Origin of the sequence: Bradyrhizobium sp. 147 (assembly GCF_023073935.1) — a bacterium.
In the GTDB taxonomy this organism is placed as follows: Bacteria; Pseudomonadota; Alphaproteobacteria; order Rhizobiales; family Xanthobacteraceae; genus Bradyrhizobium.
Window position 1 is genome coordinate 1 of the sequence record NZ_JADPKL010000007.1, and the last position, 21,986, is coordinate 21,986.

Sequence of the window (21,986 nt, forward strand, 5' to 3'; positions counted from 1 at the left end):
CGCCCCATGTGGTCCCCCAACCCCATGTAGCGCGATCAGAGGATGATGCCCGTGGAAGTGGCCGCCGATCGATGTCCCGCGATGTACGCGAAGGTCGATTAGGCTTCCATTCCGGATCACTACGGACACGCCCGCGCCCGTTCGAACATTGGCGCGTTCGTCCGCGCATGCCGCGATCCTTGTCGCCTGCAGCGCAGCGTTTGCACGCAACCTCGCGCTGGGGAACGTTCGCGACAGGCCGCGCCGGGAGCAGGGGAGCCCTGTCCGGACCAAGTTCCCGTTGCGCGCGTTCCCCGCGTGCGCTATCCGGCCGGAAAGGTCTGAGGCGGCTTCGATTTTTCCGCCCGGCTCAAGCCAACCCGAGGACGGAAACCGCCATGCCAGCCTATCGCTCCCGCACCACCACCCACGGCCGCAACATGGCGGGCGCCCGCGGCCTCTGGCGCGCGACGGGCATGAAGGATGCCGATTTCGGCAAGCCGATCATCGCCGTCGTCAACTCCTTCACCCAGTTCGTGCCCGGCCACGTCCACCTCAAGGACCTCGGCCAGCTCGTGGCCCGCGAGATCGAGCAGGCCGGCGGCGTCGCCAAGGAGTTCAACACCATCGCCGTCGACGACGGCATCGCCATGGGCCATGACGGCATGCTCTACAGCCTGCCGTCGCGCGAATTGATCGCCGACAGCGTCGAATACATGGCCAACGCACATTGCGCCGACGGTCTCGTCTGCATCTCCAATTGCGACAAGATCACGCCCGGCATGCTGATGGCCGCGCTGCGGCTCAACATCCCCGCCGTGTTCGTCTCGGGCGGACCGATGGAGGCCGGCAAGGTCAAGCTCCAGGGCAAGACCAAAGCCGTCGACCTCATCGATGCCATGGTAGCCGCGGCCGATTCCAAGGTCAGCGACGAGGACGTCAAGGTGATCGAGCGCTCGGCGTGCCCGACCTGCGGCTCGTGCTCGGGCATGTTCACCGCCAATTCCATGAACTGCCTGACCGAGGCGCTCGGTCTCGCGCTGCCCGGCAACGGCACGGTGGTCGCAACCCATGCCGACCGCAAGCGCCTGTTCGTCGAGGCCGGCCATACCATCGTCGATCTGGTCCGCCGCTATTATGAGCAGGACGATGCCAGCGTGCTGCCGCGCAACATCGCCAACTCTAGGGCGTTCGAAAACGCCATGACGCTCGACATCGCGATGGGCGGCTCGACCAACACCGTGCTGCATCTGCTCGCCGCTGCCCATGAAGGGCAGGTCGAGTTCACCATGCGCGACATCGACCGGCTCTCGCGTCGTGTGCCGGTGCTGTGCAAGGTCGCACCATCCGTCGCCGACGTGCATGTCGAGGACGTGCATCGCGCCGGCGGCATCATGGGCATTCTCGGCGAGCTCGACCGCGCCGGGCTGATCGACACCTCGGTCTCGACCGTGCACGCCCCGACCATGAACGATGCGCTGGAGCGCTGGGACATCAAGCGCAGCAAGAGCGAGGCGGTGCGCACCTTCTATCGGGCCTCGCCCGGCGGCATCCCGACCCAGGTCGCCTTCAGCCAGGAGCGCCGCTACGACGAGCTCGATGCCGACCGCGAGAAGGGCGTCGTGCGCGACCTTGAGCACGCTTTCAGCAAGGACGGCGGCCTCGCCGTGCTTTACGGCAATCTCGCGCAGGACGGCTGTATCGTGAAGACCGCCGGCGTCGACGCCTCGATCCTGAAATTCTCCGGCCCCGCGCGCGTGTTCGAAAGCCAGGACGCGGCGGTGGAAGGGATCCTGGGCGGCAAGGTCGTTGCGGGTGAGGTCGTTGTGATCATCTACGAAGGCCCGCGCGGCGGCCCCGGCATGCAGGAGATGCTTTATCCGACCAGCTATCTGAAATCGATGGGTCTCGGCAAAGCCTGCGCGCTCGTCACCGACGGCCGCTTCTCCGGCGGCTCGTCCGGCCTGTCGATCGGCCACCTGTCGCCGGAAGCGGCCGAAGGCGGCAATATCGGTCTCGTGCGCGACGGCGATCGTATCGCCATCGACATCCCTAACCGCAGCATCAGCCTGCAGGTCTCCGACGAGGAGCTGGCCAAACGCCGCGCCGCGGAGGAGGCGAAGGGCGATGCCGCCTGGCAGCCGCAGAACCGCAGGCGCAACGTCTCGACCGCGCTGCAGGCTTACGCCGCGCTCACCACCAGCGCCGCGCGCGGCGCCGTGCGCGAGGTGAAGCGGCGTTCGAGATAGCGCCTGATCGACGCGCCACCGGCTGGGCGGAGTCTTCCGGAATGACCCGCGGTCTCGACGCGAGCGGGCGGGCGTACTGTTGCGGGACAGAGAGCCGGGACAGCGGTCGCAAAAGAAACGGCCCCGCCTCCTGGGGTGTGGGCTTTTGGGGGTGGAGGCGGGAGCCGTTTTGCAAAGTGGGCACCCGACGTGCGGGCTCGCCCGCCAGGCCCCTGTGAATTTAGTGTCTTTGCGCCCATTTTGCCATTTAATTTTTATTTATTTGTACTTTGTTTGTGATTTAATCGCGCCACTTAAGAAAATAGCCGAAATCCATTTTTCCGAATCCGGCCGGGCGGACGCCGTATCCTCCGCAACGGTCCGGATTGCCAGTAGCGGGGTAAGCCATGAGTCACTCTCCATCGCTCGTGCCGCACATTGCGACAGACCGGGACGTCTATCTCGTACTTGATGATTTCGGCCGGCGGCTGGGCCGCGCCTGGTGTGAGACGGCTGAGGAGGACGCCAATCGGGCGACCCTGCTCAGGAATCTCGTCGAGGGGCAATATCTCCATCCAGTACGTGTCGTGGCTTTCAATACCGCGGAAGGATGGTCACGAGATGCCACCGCAGAAATCGCAGACGAACTGCGCCGCCGCTTTGTCGAATTCGAGGAGACCGATCCCTCGCTGCTGGAGTTTTTGGAAAGAGCAGCGAGGCGCTGAAGCGCGAGCCGTCGGAGGCGGATGAACGGCAAGCGCACGTCGCGCGTTAATGCGCGTGGTCAATGAGTTCTTACCTGTCGGCCGCGATTGGCCGTTCGCATTAAGGATGCCCCGACGAAGTTCGGCAGCCCAGGATTTTGCGGCATATACTGCTAGCGACCTTCGCACATCCATTTCGGGCAACTGGGGCACCACGCAATGTCTCGTACTTTCGCCGTTGTTTTCTCCACCGCGGTCGCCGCGATTTCCATGGCGGGCGCAGCCTCCGCCGGCTGCTACAATTGTTATACGCCGCCGCCGTGCACGACCTGCTACCAGCAGCAATACGTCGCGCCGCAATACCGCACTTTCGACGAAACCGTGATGGTGTCTCCCGGTTCTGTGGTCGCGCACCGCACGCCGGCGCAGTACCGCACGGTAATGGTGCCGCAGACCGTGATGGTGGCCCCGCCCAGCGTCCAGTACGAGCGCATCCCCCCGCAATATGCCACGCGCCAGCGCGTCGAGATGGTGTCGCCGGGCTATTCGTATTACGCGCCCGTGCAGATGGGCTGCGCGTCCTGCGGGTACTGAGCTGGCGCAACGAAGACAGTCTCGCGCGGCGCTCCTTGCGGGGCGCCGCTTTCTTTTGCGCATCAGCAAACGAGGCCCGGATATGGAGACGAATCCAACCGGGCCTCGCAACCGGCAACGCCCTGGGAGATGTCGCCGGTATCTGGGATTGCCGAGACGTCGGCGCGTGGCGGCGCCGAACCTGCGCCAAGCTAGCGGAACAGGCTGACACTCGCCTGACAGAGGGCGGGCTGAAGGGGTTGAGGCGAGAGTGCAAACTTCGCATTGCCTTGCGCGGTGACTGCGTTAAGCGACACCCATTCCAGGCTTGGACGGGTGGCCGAGTGGTTTAAGGCACCGGTCTTGAACTTTAACTCTGAAAATGGTCGGTAGAATTAAGCTCCTAGGAGCGGGCGATCTCGTCATGGGAAAGGGTCAGCTCGGGAAGTTTTCGGGTCCCATATGACCAACCGGGCCCCTGCGACCGGCCGCGCGGGCGGACCATTGAGCGGCCGCCGACTGAGGCGGCGCCCTTCAGCAAGCTAGTGAGAAGAAGAAACCAGCGCAGCCATGCCGAACGCTAGAGCGCCTAGAGACCACAGGGCAATAGCAGCCTGCTTCGACCTGGAAAATGAACGCTGATCGCTAGGCACGTTCCTACGCCAACCAAGTTGGCCTTGCTTCGCTTACTCATCATTTTTGCTCGCTTCGTCCGCTCTCACGTTGCGAGCCGGCAATCTCGACAATGGTGTTCAGTTCCTCTCCAGGCGGGTCCGGAAGTTCACAACTCTGTCCATGTCGCTGGAAGCTGATTGCCTAGCTTGTTGCTTCACCACCTGCTCGAGTTCAAGAGCTTCTATTGCAAGCTCATCTGCCAAGCGTCCGAAGAGTTCGCGCTTTTCCGGATCGCTTGCCCGCCTGCTCATAAGGGCCAAATCCGCGGCATCGGCGCGGAGTTTGTCCAATCTCTTTTTGAGGTCCGCCATTATCGGCATGTCCTAAACCCACCTCGTGTCGCGGTGGGGTGCAAGTCAACGGCGGAATATTCTATTGGTTCTTCGTTAACCGTTGATTAGGCCGACAGGCGTCGCGAAGAAGACCCGCCAGCGTGAACCGGCGGGCCAGGATCCCGGTCGCGAATCCTTTGCCGGGATTTCGGACCAAAGCGGAGTCAGATCAGCGGCTTAGCCCGCGATTTCACTGGCGCTCGGCGCGATGCCGGGCCCACCGGTGGAGCACCCACAGCGGGCGGATCAGACGCATTTGGTTAGCAACAGCCACGCCAGCCATATGCTGGCCTCGAATATCCATTCCAAGATCGTGCAGCAGCGGCTAGGCCATTCCTCAATCGCGATCACGATGGAGATTACAGCCACCTGAGGCCGAACATGCAGGGGGAAGCCGCCGCAGCGGTTGACGTCGCCATGCGCGCCGCCATAAACAAGCGAACCGAAGCGACGAAAAGCTAAACAACTTCCAGACTTGGAAGGGTGGCCGAGTGGTTTAAGGCACCGGTCTTGAAAACCGGCGTGCCCGCAAGGGTACCGTGGGTTCGAATCCCACCCCTTCCGCCACAATCCAATAAAATCAACCGCTTAGATGCGGTTTCAGACGTGGCGTCCAACTCAACAGAGAATACGGCCTCTCGTTACCGCGTTCAGCTGAGCTCGACGTAGAGGGCGCAATCGCGGATGAGTTGAAGCGAGACGAAATCTTGTCGGCCTCGCTGCGCCGCTCGAGATCGCAACTCCAGGCGAGGCGGGCCTGGTGTGCCTTAGCTGTGTTCCGCGGACGATTGATCATCCCAGAGCAGTTCACCGCACCGGCATTGATAAACCCGGATGAAGCGGGCTGCCTTCATGTCCCATAGCTTCTCCGCCAGGCTGAGCGGTTCGCGGCATTTGGGGCAGCGGAGCAGGGTTGGGCTCGGGGGCGTGGCTGGAGGCATGGGCACGTCTCATTTTTTCAGAAGACGCGAAAGCGCAGCAAGCGTTCCTGGACATGATCCGGAAAAGTGTGAAGCGGTTTTCCGAAAAGATCGGGCTCAAACACAACGTCAAGCGCGATGACGATTATTCCCAATCTCATTGCGCTTTAGCTCCGGTGGAGGCCGTTGCAAAAATAGGAACGCTTGCGGCCCACGTACTTTGATCCGCATGCGCTTAGGCGCATCAGGCTATCTAACCCGTAGCCCGAGCGGCCCCAGCCCTGGGTCCTTGATCCAGGCCTGGGTCGTTCTTTCTCCCGCAAACGGCTGCGCGTGGACCGGCGGGCCTTCGTTGAAGGACCAGGCCTCCAAGCTGCACGTGCGAACGAGCGGCGCCTGTGGCGGAGGTATCGCTCGATATCGGCCAGCGGCATTGCGTTCAGCACCCGCTCTGCGGGGACGCCGCCTTTTCGCGCCATCTCGACGCCCCAATGCATGTGATCGAGCTCGGCGATCGAGTGCGCGTCCGGATTGATGCTCAACATGCAGCCATATCCGAGCGCAGCCTGATGCCAGCGCCAGTCCAGATCGAGCCGCCAGGGATGAGCGTTGATCTCGACTGCAACGTCGTGCTTGGCGCAGGCGCGCAGCACCTTTTCGACATCGATCTCATAGCCTGGACGGCGCTGAAGCTGGCGGCCGGTCATGTGGCCGACGATGGTGGTGTAGGGGTTGGCGATCGCCCGCAGCAGGCGTTCGGTCTGTGCCTTCCGATCCAGCCTGAAACGCCCGTGGATGCTGGCGACCACGAAGTCGAAGCCGTCGAGCACCTCGTCCGGATAGTCCAGCGATCCGTCCGCCAGGATGTCGGATTCGACGCCCCTCAGGATCCGAAAGCCCTTGCCAAACTTTCTGTTGAGCCGCTCGGCCTGCCGATGCTGCTCCTTGATCTGCTCGAGCGAGAGACCCCCGGCGTAGTGCGCCGACTGCGAGTGGTCGGCGACACCGAAATATTCGAAGCCGCGCTTCAACGTTGCCTTTGCCATGGTCTCGAGCGTCTCGGTCCCGTCGGAGGCGTCGGTATGGCAGTGCAGGATGCCGCGCAGGTCCTGGTCGGTGACGAGCCTCGGCAGCTTTTTCTTCAAGTGCCCGCTCAATCTCGCCGCGACCCTCGCGCAGTTCGGGCGCGATGAAGGGAAGGCCGAGCGCCCGGTAGATGTCTTCCTCGGTCTCTGCGACAACGCTCCGCGCCTTGTGCAGCCCGTACGGCTCGAGGCGCATTCCTTTCTTCTCGGCGAGCGCCCGAAGCTGATCAAGATGAATCGGTGAACCTGTCGCGTGGAGCAGGGCGGCGCCAAAATGCTTGCGATCGGCGAGGTGGACTTGCAGCCCGCCTGATTCGATAACGCTGCCGCTCCCGGGGGCCTCGGCGACGATCGCGAGGTCGGCGACGAGTTCGCAACCACGCCTGAAGTCGCCGGCAATCGTGAGCCGTTTGAGCTCGGGCCGCGCCTTCCGCAGCGAGTCCGTTGCATGCTCGAGCAGGGCCGCGGCGCGATGCAGGTGCAGGCGTCCCTTGCCGCTTTTGGCGATCGCAAGGTTCTCCACGATCTTGGTCTGCAGCGCGGCCCCAAGCCCCTTGGCCTTCTTGATGCGGTCTTGCTTGGCTGCCGTTTCCAATTCGGATAGGGAGGTAATACCGAGATCCTTGTAGAGCTTGAGCACCTTCTCAGGCCTTAAGCCCGGCACCGTCAGCAGTTCCAGGACCCCCGCGGGAATTTCCTTGCGCAGCTTCTCAAGGCTCGGATGAGTGCCCGTGCGATACAGCTTGGTGATGATGTCCGCGATGGCTTCGCCGACCCCGGGAATCTCGGTGAGGCGGTCTTCCTCGATCAGCACGTGGAGCGGGACGACGAGCGCGGCAAGATTATCGGCGGCGCGGGCATAAGCCTTCGCACGATAGGGGTTGCCTCCACGCAGCGCAGTTCGCTGCGCGTATTCCCTCAGGAGTTCAGTCACCTTTGGGGTGTCAGCGACCGCCACTCACCTCACTCCAGGCCTTCAATCAATTGACTTCTCGACCTTCTGGGCTGCCCGGAAGTCGTCCAGATGCTGCAGGTTCGGCCCGTAGGCGGCCTCCTTGGTGAGCAGATGGTAGATCCGGGCTACTACGATTTGGAGATGCTTCATTCGCCCGCGGGGCATCGTCCGGGCCTTGCAAAGGGCTCGAACCGCGTGCGCTCGGAAATAGTCAAAGGCGTCGGACATCGTGGGTTCAACGTCTCGCTCAAAGATTGGTTCTATCCGTCTCTTCTAGAAGCACCAGTTCAAGCGCTGGCTGTAGGTGGGAGCCGCTCGACAATCAGGACGAACAAGAGCGCATCCGGAACGCTATCGAACTTGAAAAATTAGCCCGGCAGGAAGCTTCACAGCGGGCCAGGCATGTTCTTCTTTTTCTCGAACCGGCTCGGGTGTCTCGGCTCGTTGCTGATCTCCGGCCTGGTCACTCTCGCGCTCCTCTTCCTGCTCGGGATAATCCGGTTCTGAACCCCCGGCGCGTGGTCCAAATCGACCATCCATGCATTTGAGATGCAGGTCGCCAGCTTCTGGAACTTGGCCAGTGCTGGCCTGTTGTACGCACTCTCGTCCACCTAGGGAGAGCTGTCTTGGAAAGCACGATCATCGGAGAATTCGACACTCGCCGCAGCGCCGAGCTTGCCATTGAGCACGTCGTCCAGGAATGCGGCGTATCCCGAAGCGACGTCTTCGTCCAACCGGCCGGCGGCGCGAACACGGCGGGGACACATCCGGCCGGTGCTGACGTCAAATCCGCGCCCGCGCCGGAGGGTCAGCAGAAGCTGGAGGGTCTGATCGAGGTCTCCGTGGATTTCCACGGCGATGCCCCTGAGAAGATCGCCGACGTCTTGAGGGGCGCCGGCGCAAAGACTGTCCGAACCAAATAACGCAAGTGCGCTTGTGCCGCGTAAGCTCTGTGGCTCAGCATTCTCACACCGAGCATAGCCCGTTTGCGGGCCGCGGAACCCGTTGAGCATTCACAGCGTTTTAGACACGAATGCGATTTGCGAGGTCCACCTGCTTCAGAGTTCATCGACCCTGATCCCCGGCAATACGGTCTGGCGGCGGTGCGAAGCGCGCCGCGTCGCGGTTCTGAATGATGCTGCCGCTTATTTCGCGGCCCTGCGGGACGCGCTGCTGGAGGCGCAAGACCAAGTTTATGTGATCGGATGGGATATCCATAGTGCAACCAGGCTGGTCGGAGCTTCCGGAGGAGCGGATGATGGTCTGCCGGAACAGCTTGGCCCATTCCTCCGCGCGCTCGTTCAACGCCGTCCCGCCCTGTGGATCAATATTCTGACCTGGGACTTTGTCTCGTTTTACGCGTCCGAAAGGGAATGGAATTCCGCAGCAAAATTCACTGCCGGAACATGTGGCCGCGTCCGATTTCATCTGGATTCCACACTTCCGTTTGGTTCCGCCCAACACCAGAAGATCGTCTGCGTCGACGGTTCATTGGCGTTCGTTGGCGGGCTCGACCTGACGATCAGGCGCTGGGACACGAGCGACCATCGCGCCGATCACGCGTTGCGCTGCGACCCTGCGGGTAAGCCATACCCGCCGTTTCATGATGTTCAATGCATGGTCGACGGGGATGCTGCGGCATGGCTATCCGACCTCGCGGAGGAACGCTGGCGTGCGGCAGGTCAACAGGTTCATCCTCGGCGCGCGCTGAAGAGCATTCGCTGGCCGGCGAATGTGCCGGTTGAGGCGGAGCACGTGCCGGTGGGTATCGCCAGGACAGAGATCGTGTGTCCGGCAGGTTCGAGGATCAAGGAGGTCGAGCGCTCACTGGTTGCAGCGATCCGGTCAGCGACGAGCTTCGTTTACATCGAAAACCAGTTTACCAGCGCTATCAAGATAGCGCGGGAATTGGCCGAGCAGATGCTTCGCGCGCCTTCGCTTCGGGTTCTCGTCGTCACTCCCAAACTGCATTCGTCCTGGGTAGAATCCCAAGCCATGCAAAACGGCCGTGGTGCCTTCATCGACTGCTTCAATCAGGCCGGAGTGGCAGATCGTATCCGCTTCGTCTACCCGGTCTCAGGCAGCGCGGATACCGAAGCTGCCGTGATGGTGCACAGCAAGCTCATGACCGTCGACGATCGGATCTTGAGGATCGGCTCGGCTAACCTGAACAATCGGTCGATGGGTGCCGATAGTGAGTGTGACCTTATTTTTGAAGCTGCATCCGACGAGCATAGAAACTTCATCGCTTCGGTCCGCCGTCGCCTGATTGCCCATTTTTGCGCTCTCGACGAACAGACCATAACGCGAAATGAGGATCGTCTTTTTGCGCTCCTGGACGACGTGTCGAGAGCTGATGGGGCGAAGGCGCTGCGGGAAGTGGAGTCCTCGGTTCTGACCAGTACTCTGGCCACAATGGTTCAGCCGGTGGCCGACCCCGAGCGGCCTCTTCATCTCGAGCGGGCGGCATCTCGCATGTGGAGCACGAAGACTCTAATAGGGATCGTATCGATAGCCGTGGCGCTTTTTGGACTGGGGGTGGCTTGGTCGTACACGTCTTTGAGCGATTTCGCCGACGCGGGTCGTATTTCGACGTTCCTGTCTGCCTACTCGCAGTCTATCTGGGGGCCGCCATTCGCGATCGCAGCTTTCGTCGTCGGCGGGCTGGTCGTGTTTCCGGTTCTCGTACTCATTGCAGCGACTGCTGCCGCGCTTGGGCCCTGGCTGGGCTTCATCACCGCAATGGCCGGCGTCTTGCTCAGCGCGCTCGTGCTTTTTGCGATCGGGCGGGCACTCGGACGACAGCGACTCCAGCGTTTACTCGGACGACGTGCAGCGCGCATCCAGGAACGCGTCGTAGGCAAGGGTATTCTGGCTGTCGTCGTCATCCGGATGATTCCCATAGCACCGTTCTCGGTGGTGAATGTCGTGGCTGGTGCGAGCACGCTGCCTCTCCGCGACTTCATGGTTGGAACTCTGCTGGGCATGATGCCTGGTATTCTCGCCATGGCAGTTCTGGGGGCTCAAATCGCAGATTTGGCCAGGGATGCATCCTGGAGCAACATATTGCTATTGGTCTTGGCGTTTTTGGGCTGGCTCGGAATCTGCGTGGGCGCACAATTCGTCGCGACCTGGCTCGCCGGGAGGCGCTGATGGCGGCGATGCGTTTCATGACTTGGAATGTGCATGGCACGTTCAATCTCAATTCGAAGTTCGATTTGGAGGGTGTTTGCTCGATCATTCGCAGGTGGGCCCCCGATGTCGTCGCGCTTCAGGAGGTGGATTCGCGATCGCGGTCAGACGATCCATTCGCGAAGTTGGCGATTGCTGTCGGCGACCACCGCGTTCACGCGAAGTCGATTGTCACTCAGGATGGCGACTACGGTCAGATGCTCCTGAGCCGCTTTCCGTTCTCTGATGTGCCAGAGATCGTCGACGTGTCGTATCGGGAGCGGGAGCCCCGTAGGGCGATTGCCACGGGACTGCTGACACCTGTCGGCCATGTGCGCGTGGTGGCTACTCATCTCGGCTTGAGTATCCATGAGCGGTATGCGCAAGCTCAGGCCCTGGTCAGCCTTGTGAAGCCCGGAAAGACCGTCGTCCTCGGCGACTTCAATGACTGGTTCTGGGTCAAATCGGTGCGGCGCGTGCTCGCGCAGGTTTGCCCAAACCGGACACGCTTGCGGACTTTCCCGGCGCGTTTGCCCGTTCTACGCCTTGATAGAATCTATGCGACGCCCGACAGCCGGTTCGGGAAAGTGTGGACCGACCGGGAGGCAGGAGCCTATTCAGACCATTTGCCGGTGATTGCAGAAATAGAGATCTGAATATTTCCCCGAGGGAAGCTGATCTTCTCGCTCGCCGCTTGCCCCAAAGTGCGATGAGATTAGGATGAATCGTCATCGCGCTTTAGGTTGTTGTCTCGAACATGAGCTTTTCGGAAATCCGCTGCGCACTTTTCCGGATTATTCTCTAGCGTTCGAGAAGGGATCCAGATCAGCCTTCTTGCCGATTTTCCGAAGATGGCAGAATGCCACTGTTTTGCCCGACGGGTCAACCGGCTTTTGCGCGAATGCAAAAGGCGTTGTGCCAACAAGACTTAGCTACGGTGCATGGGGTTGTTTTCGCAAACTTTGATGGTCAGAGCCTATGCTTCAGCTCAGGCATGCGGAACTTTTTCCTCGCCGCCACGTTGTGTTGCCATGACTGAAGACCTTTCCTTCCGACGCAAACCTCTGACCCCCGAGCAGCGCCAGGCACGTGATGCAGCGCGCCGGCTCGAGGCCGAAAAGGCCATGCGCGATCATGAGGCGGCGCAGAAGGCGTTTTACGCCAACAAGGAACGGCTGAAGGCCGAACGCCTCGCGCGGGAAGCGGCCGCGGCGAAGGGCTGACCGAGCGCGGTCGGCGCCAACAATCTCTCATACCGATCTTTCAAACCGATGCCGCCGGCGTCTCACGGCGGTTGGCGTTCCCCGCTCAAGACCAGCTTGCGCGCGCCCGGTCCCACGCCCATCGGCGGGCTTGACGGCGTTTGCCTTCCGGGAGGAAGTTTAGGGTGATCCTCACCTGACGTGAACCACGGAGACGTTCGCTCCCAGCCAGTATGTCGCATCAGCGAAACGAGAATGGAGCTGACCATGACCACGTTCGACAAGCGCGAGCACGGCTTTGAAGCAAAGTTCGTCCACGACGAGGAGCTGATGTTCAAGGCGACGGCCCGGTCCAACAGGCTGCTCGGGCTTTGGGCCGCAAGCCAGCTCGGCCTCAGCAACGACGAGGCGGCAAGCTACGCAACAGCGCTGGTCACGGACAATCTGGAGAGACAGACCATCGACGACATCGTGAGCAAGGTGTCCGGCGATCTCGCCGCCAAGGGGGTGACGCGCGAGCAGGTCGCGCAGAAGCTTGTGGAATACCTGCGCCAGGTCATGCAGCAGCTCGAAGCTGGCACATGAGAGGCTGGTCGTTGTGCCTCATTCGGCGTGCTTGCGCGCCCCGGCAACGCTGAGCTTGTCGACATAGGCGATGCCGATCGCCGAGATGACGAAGGTGAGGTGGATCAGCACCTGCCACATCACGCCAGTCTCGGTAAAGCCGGCGCGGTTCGAGCCGAGATTGCCGGCCTCGATGAAGGTGCGCAGCAGCGCGATCGAGGAAATGCCGATGATGGCCATGGCGAGCTTGATCTTGAGAACGCTGGCATTGACGTGGCCGAGCCATTCCGGCTCGTCGGGATGACCCTGGAGATCGAGCCGCGAGACGAAGGTCTCGTAGCCGCCGACGATCACCATCACCAACAGATTGGAGATCATCACGACGTCGATCAGGGCCAGCACGCTCATCATGATCTGTTGCTCGGTGAGATCGAGCGAGTGCCAGGACAGATGCCAGAGCTCCTTGAGGAACAGCGCGATGTAGACGCACTGCGCCACGATCAATCCGAGATACAGCGGCAGCTGCAGCCAGCGCGAGCCGAAGATGATCATCGGCAGCAGGCCCAGACGCGGCAATGGCCGTCGGGGTTCGGTGCGGCGTTCGGACTGGAATCCAGGCTCAACCGACATTCAGGCAGCATCCTCGCATCGAGATGATCTTGCTGCCATGTAGCCCGGCAAGATGGCCGGCGGAAGACGCGGCGCAACCGGTCATTTTCCAGGGATCGCGCCGTTTCGTGCTAACGTGCTGGGCGGGCGTCGCGCGCTCGGCCAGCACCGGAATCAGAGCGGCGGGTGACTGGGAAAGGCGAGCGGGCTATTTCTGGCTCGGCAGCTTCACCGGTACGTGCGGGGAGGTGCTGATGACCCTGGGGCTTCCGTCCGGATAGGTGCGATCGCCACGGATCAGGGATTCAAGGACAAGGAAAAACTTCTCGGCAAGCATGTGACTCACCCAGGTTGGTGATGGCCTCTTGAAATTAAGTCGAGGCGCCGAATGCGGAAATTCAATCAACTAAACGGGAGCGGGACAATCCCCGGGCAAACACTGTTTGCAGCGCAGTGTGGTCGTTGTCGGGAAAGCGAAGATTGCGCCCGAGATCAGCCGAAGGCCAGTGCCACGAGGCTCGAGCAGAGCAGGACCAAGCCGCCCGCGGTCAATGCCAGGAAGCCATCGGATACGAGGTCATGGTTGCGCATGGGACACCTGCCGCTCTCGTCCTCGATGCTCGATCGGATCGATTGAAATTGTCCGAACGTGCCGCCTTGAAAGAGGTGAATGCTTGCCGTCCCGCGCGAGTGCCTTCAGGCCCTCGTGCGGTAACCTTCAAACGCATGGGCAAGGAAGATCGCCGCGCTTACCAGACCCATCAGTGCCGAAACCGTCTCGATCATCGCTAAATTCCAAATCCCGCCCTGCATCCGAGAGAACGCGTGCGGCCTTGCACAGTCAAAAGAATTTCCGTGAGCGGCGTGACAATGGGGATGGAGTGAGGATTTGGCGCAACAGAATGTCCAGCCTTGGCACAGAGCAGGGCGCCTGCGCTCCGTAGATCGACGGGGGAAGCGAACGTCCCGTTTACCATGCCGGCGTGATCGCTGTGGGCTCCCCATTTCCGCCGTGTTCGGGTTGCGTTATCGTTACTGCTTCCGATGCGGTGGTGGGCCGCCTCGGATCAAAGGACCGGACGGCGCTCCCGTAGCCAATGCGGGTTGGGCATGCCGCCGGCGGAATGGTATTTGGGGCAAATGGGGATCCGACGGTCAGATTCGGTTTTGCGGGCCGCGCGCGGTGTTGCGGCGGTCGCGACCTGCCTTGCGCTCGCCAATTGCGCCTCGTCGAACAAGTTCGCCAGCCGCGTCGATCCGAAATATGGCGTGTCCTCAAGCCCAAGGGTGGTGGCCTGGGGTGATCCGGTCCCGAAGGGTGGCGGCACCTACCGCGTCGGTAAGCCCTATATCGTGGCCGGCCGGACCTACGTGCCGGAGGAGGACGTCAACTATCGTGCCGAGGGCATGGCGTCCTGGTATGGCGATGATTTCCACGGCCGCCTGACCGCCAACGGCGAAGTGTTCGACATGACCTCGCTCACGGCGGCGCATCCGACCCTGCCGATGCCGTCCTATGCGCGGGTGACCAATATTTCCAACGGCAAGTCGCTGATCGTGCGCGTCAACGACCGCGGGCCCTACCACGGCAACCGGCTCATCGACGTCTCGAACAAGGCCGCCGAACTCCTTGAATTCAAAGGCAATGGCGTCGCCAAGGTCCGGGTCGAATATGTCGGTCGGGCGCCGCTCGAAGGCTCCGACGATCGCCAGCTGATCGCGACCTTGCGTACCGGCGTTCCGGCGCCGACCCCCTCAATGGTCCGGGTCGCTTCGGCCAAGCCTTTCGTGCCGGAATTACCCTCGTCGAGCCGCGGTGCCATTCGCGGCGAGGTTCCGATGCCGGAGGGGCGGCCCTACAATCTCGGCAACAGCTCGGCTGACATGGCCTCGCTCAACGCGACCTCGGAAATCTCGGCTTCGAGCCGCAGCCGGGGCCGGGCCCTCCAGAACGCCCGTGCGGTGTCCTATGACGAGGACGGCCGCTATGCGACCGAGAGCGCGCCTTCCGGCGCCTACGCCTCGGATGGCGCGGCCGAGGCCCGCAGCATCCTGAGTGGCCGCGGCCTCTACTGAGTTGGGCTCGCCGTCAGGAATTTCACCAGCGCCGCGTTCACCTCCTCGGGCCGCTCCTGCTGCACCCAATGGCCGGCGCCCTCGAGGATCAGCTTGCGCTTCAGATTGGGCAGCACGCGCTCGAGCTCGTTGACACGCTTGGCCCCGATCAGGCCGGTGATGACGGCGTCCTTCGAGCCGGCGATGAACAGCGACGGCTGGTGGATCTGCGCATCCTGCCAAGGCGCCGTCAGCTCCCAATTGCGGTCGATGTTGCGGTACCAGTTCAGCCCGCCGCGGAAGCCGCACTTTCGAAAGCTTTCGGTGAAATAGGCGAGGTCAGCCTCGCTCAGCCAGCGGGGCAGTGGCTCCTCGGCGCCCGCATGGCCGAGAAAGCCCTTGCCCTCCTGCACGAACATGGCCGCGGAGGGATCGGCGAGGCCGCGGCCGCCGAGCACGATGCGCATGGTGCGGGCGACGTCGCGCTCGAGCTCGGCCTCGGCGACGCCCGGCGTCTGGAAATATTGCCAATAGAAATTGGTGATGCCGCCCTGGCGCAGCAGATCGAGCGGCTTGCCGCGGCCACGGAACGGCGGCGGCACGCTCAGGCCCGCGACCGCCGTGAAGATGTCGGGGCGGAACAGCGCCGCGTGCCAGGCGACCGGAGCGCCCCAATCGTGGCCGACCACCATTGCCTTGCTCTCGCCCAGCGTCTGCACCAGGCCGACGACATCGCCGACTGTGTCGAAGATGGAGTAGGCGGCCGCATCAGGCGGCGCCGCGCTCTGGCCGTAGCCACGCATATCAGGAGCGACCACGTGAAACCCGGCGTCCGCGAGCGCGGGGATCTGGTGGCGCCAGGAATAGGACAGTTCCGGCCAGCCATGGCACAGCACCACCAGCGGACCTTGGCCCTGCTCGCGGATGAAGAGCTCGATCCCGTTGGCCTTGATCATACGGCTGGAGGACATTCGCTTTTCCGCCTTGTTTCAGGGGTTTGGTCGGGAAATATAAGATGCCACGATAGGGGCGCGAGGAGAATCGTGCAATCTCAGGGACAGGCGTCCACCTCCGTGTTGTTCGCATCTGTTCCAACTGGTAGAACGCCGCTCTCAGGGCTTGACCATGGCAGTTCGTCCTTCTTTGCTTCGTCGCCCCCGGTTCACCGCCGGTGCGCTGGCGCGCGGGCTGATCGCGGCGATTCTGGTCGCGGCCATCGGCTGGGGCGGGGCGCTCTACGCCGCCAACCAGAGCGTGCAGGGTGCCAAGAAGGCGGAAGACACCGGCTTCGACGGCGACGCCCCGACTGCGATCCTGATCGAGGCCTCCTCGGGCAGCGTGCTGTTCGAGAAGAACGCCGACGAGCTGCGCGCGCCCTCCAGCATGATGAAGCTGATGACCGCAGAGGTCGTCTTCAACGCCATCAAGAAGGGCGACATCAAGCTGACCGACGAATATCGGATCAGCGAGAACGCCTGGCGCCGGGGCGGCGCGCCCTCCGGCGGCTCGACCATGTTCGCCGCCATCAACAGTAAGGTCTCGGTCAGCGATCTCCTGCATGGCGCGATCATCCAGAGCGGCAACGATGCCTGCATCGCGCTCGCGGAAGGCATGGCGGGCAACGAGCGGATTTTCGCGGCCGAGTTCATGACCAAGCGTGCACGCGAGCTCGGCCTCACCAGATCGACCTTCGCCAATTCCAACGGCTTGCCTGATCCCGGCAACAAGATGACGGTGCGCGAGCTCGGCATCCTCGCCCGCCACATCATCCTGGACTTCCCCGAGTTCTACAAACTGTTCGGCGAGAAGGAGTTTACCTGGAACAAGATTCGCCAGCCCAACCGCAATCCGCTGCTCAATTCGATGGAGGGCGCCGACGGGCTCAAGACCGGCTACACCAAGGAAGGCGGCTACGGCATGGTGGGCTCGGCCGTGCAAAACGGCACGCGATTGATCGTTGTCGTCAACGGGCTCGATGATCCCGAGGACCGCGCCACGGAAGCCAAGAAGATGCTGGAATGGGGCTTTCGCAATTTCGAGACCCGCACCCTGATCGCAGCCGAACAGCCCGTCGGCTACGCCAAGGTGTTCGGCGGCGAGAGCCGCTCGGTCAAGCTCGTGGCCAAGACGCCCGTGAAAGTGATGGTGCACAAGAACGGCAGCGACAAGCTGATCGCCCGCATCGTCTATCGCGGCCCGGTGCGCGCGCCGGTCGAGGCCGGCCAGCAGGTCGGTGTGGTCAAGGTCTGGCGCGGCGGCACCATCGCGGTGGAGACGCCGGTCTATGCCGCCGAAGCGATCGGCACCGGCTCGACCATGCGCCGCGCAATCGACGGCGCCAGCGAGCTCGTGATCGGCATGTTCCGCGCAGGCGCCGAGAAGCTCTGATCATGAGTGAAAGCGCGGTACGGTGGCCGTCGGGACGCGGACGCTTCATCACCTTTGAAGGTGGCGAAGGGGCGGGCAAGTCGACCCAGATCAACAAGCTCGCCGACCGCCTCAAGGCGGCAAGAATGCGCATCCTCGTCACGCGCGAACCGGGCGGCTCGCCTGGCGCCGAGATCATGCGACATCTGGTGCTGTCAGGCATGGGCAAGCTGCTCGGCCCCGAAGCCGAGACGTTGCTGTTCGCCGCTGCCCGCGACGACCACGTCCGCACCGTGATCCAGCCCGCGCTCAGCCAAGGCGTCTGGGTGCTGTGCGACCGTTTCGCCGACTCGACGCGGGCCTATCAGGGCAGCCTCGGCCGCGTGCCGGACGGCCTGATCAACGCGATGCAGCGGGTCACGATCGGCGATCTCAAGCCGGATCTCACCATCATCCTCGACCTGCCGGTCGAGATCGGCTTGCAGCGAGCAGCCACGCGCCGCGGCAGCGCCGCACCCGACAGGTTCGAGGGCGAGGATCTCAAGTTCCACCAAGGCCTGCGCGACGCCTATCGCAAGATCGCCGCGGAAGATCCCGCGCGTTGTGCGCTGATCGACGCCAATTCCGATCCTGACACGGTTGCCGGGCGCGTCTGGACGGCGCTGCGCGAACGTCTCCTTCCCACGCCCGCATCGGTGATTTCCGCATGAGCCCGCGTCGGACCGAGCGCGAAACCGCCATTCCGCATCCGCGCGAGACATCGAAGCTGTTTGGGCACCGCGAGGCCGAGACCGCGCTGCTCGCAGCCTATCGCAGCGGGCGCATCCCGCATGCCTGGCTGATCGGCGGACCGCAAGGCATCGGCAAGGCAACGCTGGCCTACCGCATGGCGCGCTTCGTGCTCGCCCACGGCAAGCCGCTGGCGCCGTCCGTGCAGCGCGCCGAAGACCTTGCGATCGATCCCGACAATGCCGTGGCGCGGCAGGTTGCGGCGAGTTCGCATGGCGGGCTGTTGACGCTGGAGCGCACCGCGAATGATCGCGGCGTGATGCGCACCGTGATCACCGTCGACGAGACGCGCGAGACGATCGGCTTCTTCGGCTCGACGGCCGCCGCCGAAGGTTGGCGCGTCTGCATCGTCGACACTGTCGACGAGCTCAATCCAAACGCGGCCAACGCGCTTTTGAAGATCCTCGAAGAACCGCCGCAGCAATCGCTATTCCTGTTGGTGAGCCACGCGCCGGCACGCGTGCTCGCCACCATCCAGTCGCGTTGCCGCAAGCTGCGCTTGCGCCCGCTCGCCACCGATGACGTGATCAGTGCGGCGGCTTCGGCCGGCGACCTCGATCCGAATGATCCGGCGCTGCACGAAGCGGCGGAGGCTTCCGAGGGCAGCGTGGCGCGGGCACTGACGCTGCTCGGCGGTGACGCGCTCAAGCTCCAGCAGCGCACGGCGGCACTGCTCGCGCGTCTGCCGCAGGTCGATCCGCGCGAACTGCACACGCTCGGCGATTCGCTCGGGACCAGCGACCGTGTCGCGCTTGCCGCCTTCATCGACGGCATCGATCGCTGGATCGCCGAACGCCTGCATGCGGACGAAGCCAATACGAACCAGAATCTGCCGCGCCTTGCGCGTCTAGCTGAGGTATGGGAAAAGATCGTCCGCGCCGCGCGCGACACCGAAACCTACAATCTGGAGCGCAAGCCCTTGGTTTTCTCGGTGTTCGGCTGGCTGGCGGACGCAACGCGCTAGGCGCAGGTTCGTTTCCAATTTTCGAGAAGCCGGTAAAGGAATTCGTGGTGGCAACGCGAGCTAAAAAAACCGCCAAGGGCAAGAAGAAGGCTGCGAAGAAAGCCGTCAAGAAAGCCACGAAGAAGGCTGTGAAGGCGCGTGCGCGCAAAGGTGCCAAGACGGTCAAGAAGACCAAAAAGGTTGCCGCCAAAAAAGCCGTGAAGAAGAGCGCAGCGAAGACGGCAAAGAAGGCCGGCCGGGCGGCGAAGAAGCAGGTCGCCACCAACAAGGCTTCGAAGAAAACCGCCGTCAAAGCGCCGGCCAATGCTCCGGCGAAAAACGTAGCCAAGAAGGCGAGGGTGACTGCGCCTGCCGTGATCGCCGCGCCAGCTCCTGTCGCCGCCCCGCAAAAAGCTGCCAAGCCGAAGGCGCCGCGCGCGCCAAAGCCCGTCGCAGCGCCACAAACGGCCGCGCCCGTTGCCACCCCCGCGCGCGATAACGTCTTCTACATCACGACCGCCATCGCCTATCCCAACGGCAGCCCGCATATCGGCCACGCCTATGAGGCGATCGCGACCGACGTGCTGGCGCGCTTTGCGCGGCTCGATGGCAAGGACGTGTTCTTCCTGACCGGCACCGACGAGCACGGCCAAAAAATGGTGCAGACGGCGGCCGGTGAAAACATGTCCGTGTCCGCGCTCGCGACCCGCAATGCCGGCCGCTTCAAGGAGATGGACGAGCGCCTGAACGTGTCGTTCGACCGCTTCATCCGCACCACCGAGGAGCAGCATCATCGCTCCAGCCAGGAGATCTGGCGGCGCATGGAAGCGAACGGCGACATCTATGCCGACACCTATTCGGGCTGGTACTCGGTCCGTGACGAGGCGTATTACGCCGAGGACGAGACGCGCCTGAACGATGATGGGTTGCGGCTCGGACCGCAGGGCACGCCGGTCGAATGGGTTGAGGAGAAGAGCTATTTCTTTCGTCTGTCAGCGTACCAGGACAAGCTGCTCAAGCTTTATGCGGACCATCCCGATTTCATCGGGCCGGACTCCCGCAGGAACGAGGTGGTGAGCTTTGTCAGAGGTGGCCTGCGCGATCTCTCGATCTCGCGCACGACCTTCGACTGGGGCGTCAAGGTGCCCGGCGATGAAGAGCACGTGATGTATGTCTGGGTCGACGCGCTGACCAATTACATCACCGGCGTAGGCTTCCCCGACGAGAGCGACGAAAACTGGCGCTACTGGCCGGCCGACGTGCACATCATCGGCAAGGACATCATCCGTTTCCATGCGGTGTATTGGCCGGCGTTCCTGATGTCCGCGGGCATTCCGCTGCCGAAGCGGATCTATGCCCACGGCTTCCTGTTCAACAGGGGCGAGAAGATGTCGAAGTCGGTCGGCAACGTCGTCGATCCCTTCAACCTCGCCGACCAGTATGGCGTCGATCAGATGCGCTATTTCTTCCTGCGCGAGGTGCCGTTCGGCCAGGACGGCAACTACAATCACGAGGCCATCGTCGCGCGCATTAACGCCGATCTCGCCAACGATCTCGGCAACCTTGCGCAGCGCTCGCTGTCGATGATCGCCAGGCAGCTCGGGGGCGTGCTGCCGGAGCCCGGCGAGTTCAGCGACAACGACAACGCAATCTTGGCGATGGCCGACGGCATGATCGCCACGTCGCGTGAAGCCATGGCGACGCAGCAGATCCACCAATGGCTCAACGCCGTGTGGGCCGTGGTGGCGGAGACCAACCGCTATTTCGCGGGCGAGGCGCCGTGGGCGCTCGCCAAGACCGATCCCGCCAGGCAGAAGACGGTGCTTTACGTCACTGCGGAAGTCGTGCGCCAGATCGCGATTCTGACGCAGCCGGCGATGCCGACCGCCTCGGGATTGCTGCTCGACAGCCTCGGCATCCCGGAAGCCGAGCGCAGCTTCGCCGCCCTGGGTGGCACCTCGCGCATCGCGCCGGGCTCGACGCTGCCGGCGCCGAAACCGGCGTTCCCGCGCTACGTCGAGCCGGCGGCCTGAGGCGGACGCGCGATGCTGGTCGACAGTCATTGCCACCTGGATTTTCCGGACTTCGCGGAAGATCTCGACGGGATCGTGTCGCGTGCGCGTGCAGCCGGCGTCAAACGCATGGTCACGATCTCCACGCGGGTGCGGAAGCTGAACGATCTTGTCGCCATCGCCGAGCGCTACGACGATGTCTATTGCTCGGTCGGCACTCACCCGCACAATGCGGATGAGGAGGACGGCATCGCGTCGGACGAGCTGATCGCGCTGACGCAGCATCCCAAGGTCGTCGCGCTCGGTGAAGCCGGGCTCGATTATTTCTACGACAACAGCTCACCGGAGGCGCAGGCGAGAGGCTTTCGCGCCCACATCGCCGCCGCCCGCGCTACCGGCCTGCCGCTGGTGATCCACACCCGCGAGGCGGACGAGGACTGTGCCAGCATCCTGGAGGATGAGGCCGCACGCGGATCGTTTCGCGCGGTGCTGCATTGTTACACCGGCGGGCGCGAGCTGGCGCTGAAGGCGGTCTCGCTCGGGCTGTATATCGGCTTCACGGGTATCCTGACCTTCAAGAAGTCGGAATCCCTGCGCGCGCTTGCGGCCGAACTGCCGCCCGATCGTATTCTGGTTGAGACGGACTCGCCTTATCTTGCACCGGGAAAATTCCGGGGCAAACGCAACGAACCGGCCTATGTGGTCGAAGTCGCAAAGGTGCTCGCCGAGACACGCAGCGTGTCGACCGAGGAAATCTCGCGCCAGACCACCGAAAACTTCTTCCGTCTATTCTCGAAGGTGAAAGCTTGAGACTGGGAGCCGC

The 21,986-nt window shown here is 62.9% G+C and carries 19 protein-coding genes, 1 tRNA gene and 1 pseudogene; 15 read left to right on the forward strand and 6 right to left on the reverse strand.

The genetic code is table 11. The annotated features are described in order from the left end of the window. The first annotated feature begins 377 nt into the window (after positions 1–377). From ilvD to IVA87_RS01540, 3 genes are all read left to right on the forward strand, one after another. Positions 378–2,228, forward strand: a complete 1,851-nt coding sequence (ilvD, locus tag IVA87_RS01530; RefSeq protein WP_247297596.1) for a dihydroxy-acid dehydratase — start codon at positions 378–380, stop codon at positions 2,226–2,228. 386 nt (positions 2,229–2,614) lie between these two features. Next, entirely contained in the window at positions 2,615–2,932 is a 318-nt protein-coding gene (locus tag IVA87_RS01535) for a hypothetical protein (RefSeq protein WP_247332436.1), read from the forward strand. A gap of 249 nt (positions 2,933–3,181) precedes the next feature. Further along, positions 3,182–3,505, forward strand: coding sequence for a hypothetical protein (locus IVA87_RS01540; RefSeq protein ID WP_247297688.1), 324 nt, complete (start codon positions 3,182–3,184; stop codon positions 3,503–3,505). 731 nt (positions 3,506–4,236) lie between these two features. Here IVA87_RS01540 and IVA87_RS01545 read toward each other — a convergent pair. Continuing rightward, complete coding sequence (locus IVA87_RS01545; RefSeq protein WP_247297599.1) at positions 4,237–4,470, reverse strand: hypothetical protein; 234 nt, start codon at positions 4,468–4,470, stop codon at positions 4,237–4,239. A 498-nt stretch (positions 4,471–4,968) separates the two neighbouring features. Here IVA87_RS01545 and IVA87_RS01550 point away from each other — a divergent pair. Further along, positions 4,969–5,058 (forward strand) — tRNA-Ser (locus IVA87_RS01550). A 724-nt stretch (positions 5,059–5,782) separates the two neighbouring features. On the opposite strand, the pseudogene IVA87_RS01555 reads toward IVA87_RS01550, so the two are convergent. Both IVA87_RS01555 and IVA87_RS35070 read right to left on the reverse strand, forming a co-directional pair. Beyond that, a pseudogene (locus IVA87_RS01555) lies at positions 5,783–7,454 on the reverse strand (PHP domain-containing protein); the annotation flags it as partial. Between the two features lie 18 nt (positions 7,455–7,472). Then, complete coding sequence (locus IVA87_RS35070) at positions 7,473–7,601, reverse strand: hypothetical protein (protein ID WP_256466437.1); 129 nt, start codon at positions 7,599–7,601, stop codon at positions 7,473–7,475. Positions 7,602–8,077: 476 nt separating this feature from the next. On the opposite strand from IVA87_RS35070, the gene IVA87_RS01560 reads away from it, so the two are divergent. From IVA87_RS01560 to IVA87_RS01580, 5 genes are all read left to right on the forward strand, one after another. Beyond that, positions 8,078–8,374 (forward strand): hypothetical protein, encoded by a 297-nt coding sequence (locus IVA87_RS01560; protein WP_247332437.1) that lies wholly within the window; start codon positions 8,078–8,080, stop codon positions 8,372–8,374. A gap of 82 nt (positions 8,375–8,456) precedes the next feature. Further along, positions 8,457–10,604, forward strand: a complete 2,148-nt coding sequence (locus IVA87_RS01565) for a VTT domain-containing protein (RefSeq protein WP_247332438.1) — start codon at positions 8,457–8,459, stop codon at positions 10,602–10,604. Beyond that, the gene (locus IVA87_RS01570; RefSeq protein ID WP_247332439.1) at positions 10,604–11,278 is read left to right on the forward strand and encodes an endonuclease/exonuclease/phosphatase family protein; all 675 of its coding nucleotides are present in this window, start codon (positions 10,604–10,606) and stop codon (positions 11,276–11,278) included. Before IVA87_RS01565 ends, IVA87_RS01570 begins: the two co-directional genes overlap by 1 nt. A 375-nt stretch (positions 11,279–11,653) precedes the next feature. Continuing rightward, the gene (locus IVA87_RS01575; RefSeq protein ID WP_247281133.1) at positions 11,654–11,845 is read left to right on the forward strand and encodes a hypothetical protein; all 192 of its coding nucleotides are present in this window, start codon (positions 11,654–11,656) and stop codon (positions 11,843–11,845) included. A gap of 246 nt (positions 11,846–12,091) precedes the next feature. Beyond that, positions 12,092–12,409, forward strand: coding sequence for a DUF1476 domain-containing protein (locus IVA87_RS01580; RefSeq protein WP_247297613.1), 318 nt, complete (start codon positions 12,092–12,094; stop codon positions 12,407–12,409). 18 nt (positions 12,410–12,427) lie between these two features. Here the strand turns inward: IVA87_RS01580 and IVA87_RS01585 are convergent, their stop codons facing one another. Continuing rightward, the gene (locus IVA87_RS01585; RefSeq protein WP_247332440.1) at positions 12,428–13,018 is read right to left on the reverse strand and encodes a TIGR00645 family protein; all 591 of its coding nucleotides are present in this window, start codon (positions 13,016–13,018) and stop codon (positions 12,428–12,430) included. Positions 13,019–13,205: 187 nt separating this feature from the next. Next, on the reverse strand, positions 13,206–13,334 hold the full coding sequence (locus tag IVA87_RS35075; RefSeq protein ID WP_256466438.1) for a hypothetical protein: 129 nt from the start codon (positions 13,332–13,334) through the stop codon (positions 13,206–13,208). An 803-nt stretch (positions 13,335–14,137) separates the two neighbouring features. Between IVA87_RS35075 and IVA87_RS01590 the strand changes: the two genes are divergently transcribed. After that, a complete protein-coding gene (locus IVA87_RS01590) occupies positions 14,138–15,073 on the forward strand; it encodes a septal ring lytic transglycosylase RlpA family protein (RefSeq protein ID WP_247297617.1) in 936 nt (311 codons plus the stop codon). On the opposite strand, the gene IVA87_RS01595 is transcribed toward IVA87_RS01590, so the two are convergent. Then, positions 15,067–16,023 (reverse strand): alpha/beta hydrolase, encoded by a 957-nt coding sequence (locus IVA87_RS01595; protein WP_247332441.1) that lies wholly within the window; start codon positions 16,021–16,023, stop codon positions 15,067–15,069. The genes IVA87_RS01590 and IVA87_RS01595 overlap by 7 nt on opposite strands. 154 nt (positions 16,024–16,177) lie before the next feature. Between IVA87_RS01595 and IVA87_RS01600 the strand changes: the two genes are divergently transcribed. The 5 genes from IVA87_RS01600 to IVA87_RS01620 are packed head-to-tail and all read left to right on the forward strand — an operon-like array spanning position 16,178 to position 21,973. Next, positions 16,178–17,440 carry a D-alanyl-D-alanine carboxypeptidase family protein gene (locus IVA87_RS01600; protein ID WP_247297621.1) on the forward strand — a complete coding sequence of 421 codons (1,263 nt, stop codon included), beginning with the start codon at positions 16,178–16,180 and terminating at the stop codon, positions 17,438–17,440. Between the two features lie 2 nt (positions 17,441–17,442). Further along, positions 17,443–18,129 carry a dTMP kinase gene (gene tmk, locus IVA87_RS01605; RefSeq protein ID WP_247297623.1) on the forward strand — a complete coding sequence of 229 codons (687 nt, stop codon included), beginning with the start codon at positions 17,443–17,445 and terminating at the stop codon, positions 18,127–18,129. Beyond that, entirely contained in the window at positions 18,126–19,172 is a 1,047-nt protein-coding gene (locus tag IVA87_RS01610; RefSeq protein WP_247297625.1) for a DNA polymerase III subunit delta', read from the forward strand. Before tmk ends, IVA87_RS01610 begins: the two co-directional genes overlap by 4 nt. 47 nt (positions 19,173–19,219) lie before the next feature. Continuing rightward, positions 19,220–21,184 carry a methionine--tRNA ligase gene (gene metG, locus IVA87_RS01615; protein ID WP_247332442.1) on the forward strand — a complete coding sequence of 655 codons (1,965 nt, stop codon included), beginning with the start codon at positions 19,220–19,222 and terminating at the stop codon, positions 21,182–21,184. 12 nt (positions 21,185–21,196) lie between these two features. Further along, a complete protein-coding gene (locus IVA87_RS01620) occupies positions 21,197–21,973 on the forward strand; it encodes a TatD family hydrolase (RefSeq protein ID WP_247297629.1) in 777 nt (258 codons plus the stop codon). Positions 21,974–21,986 lie beyond the last annotated feature (13 nt).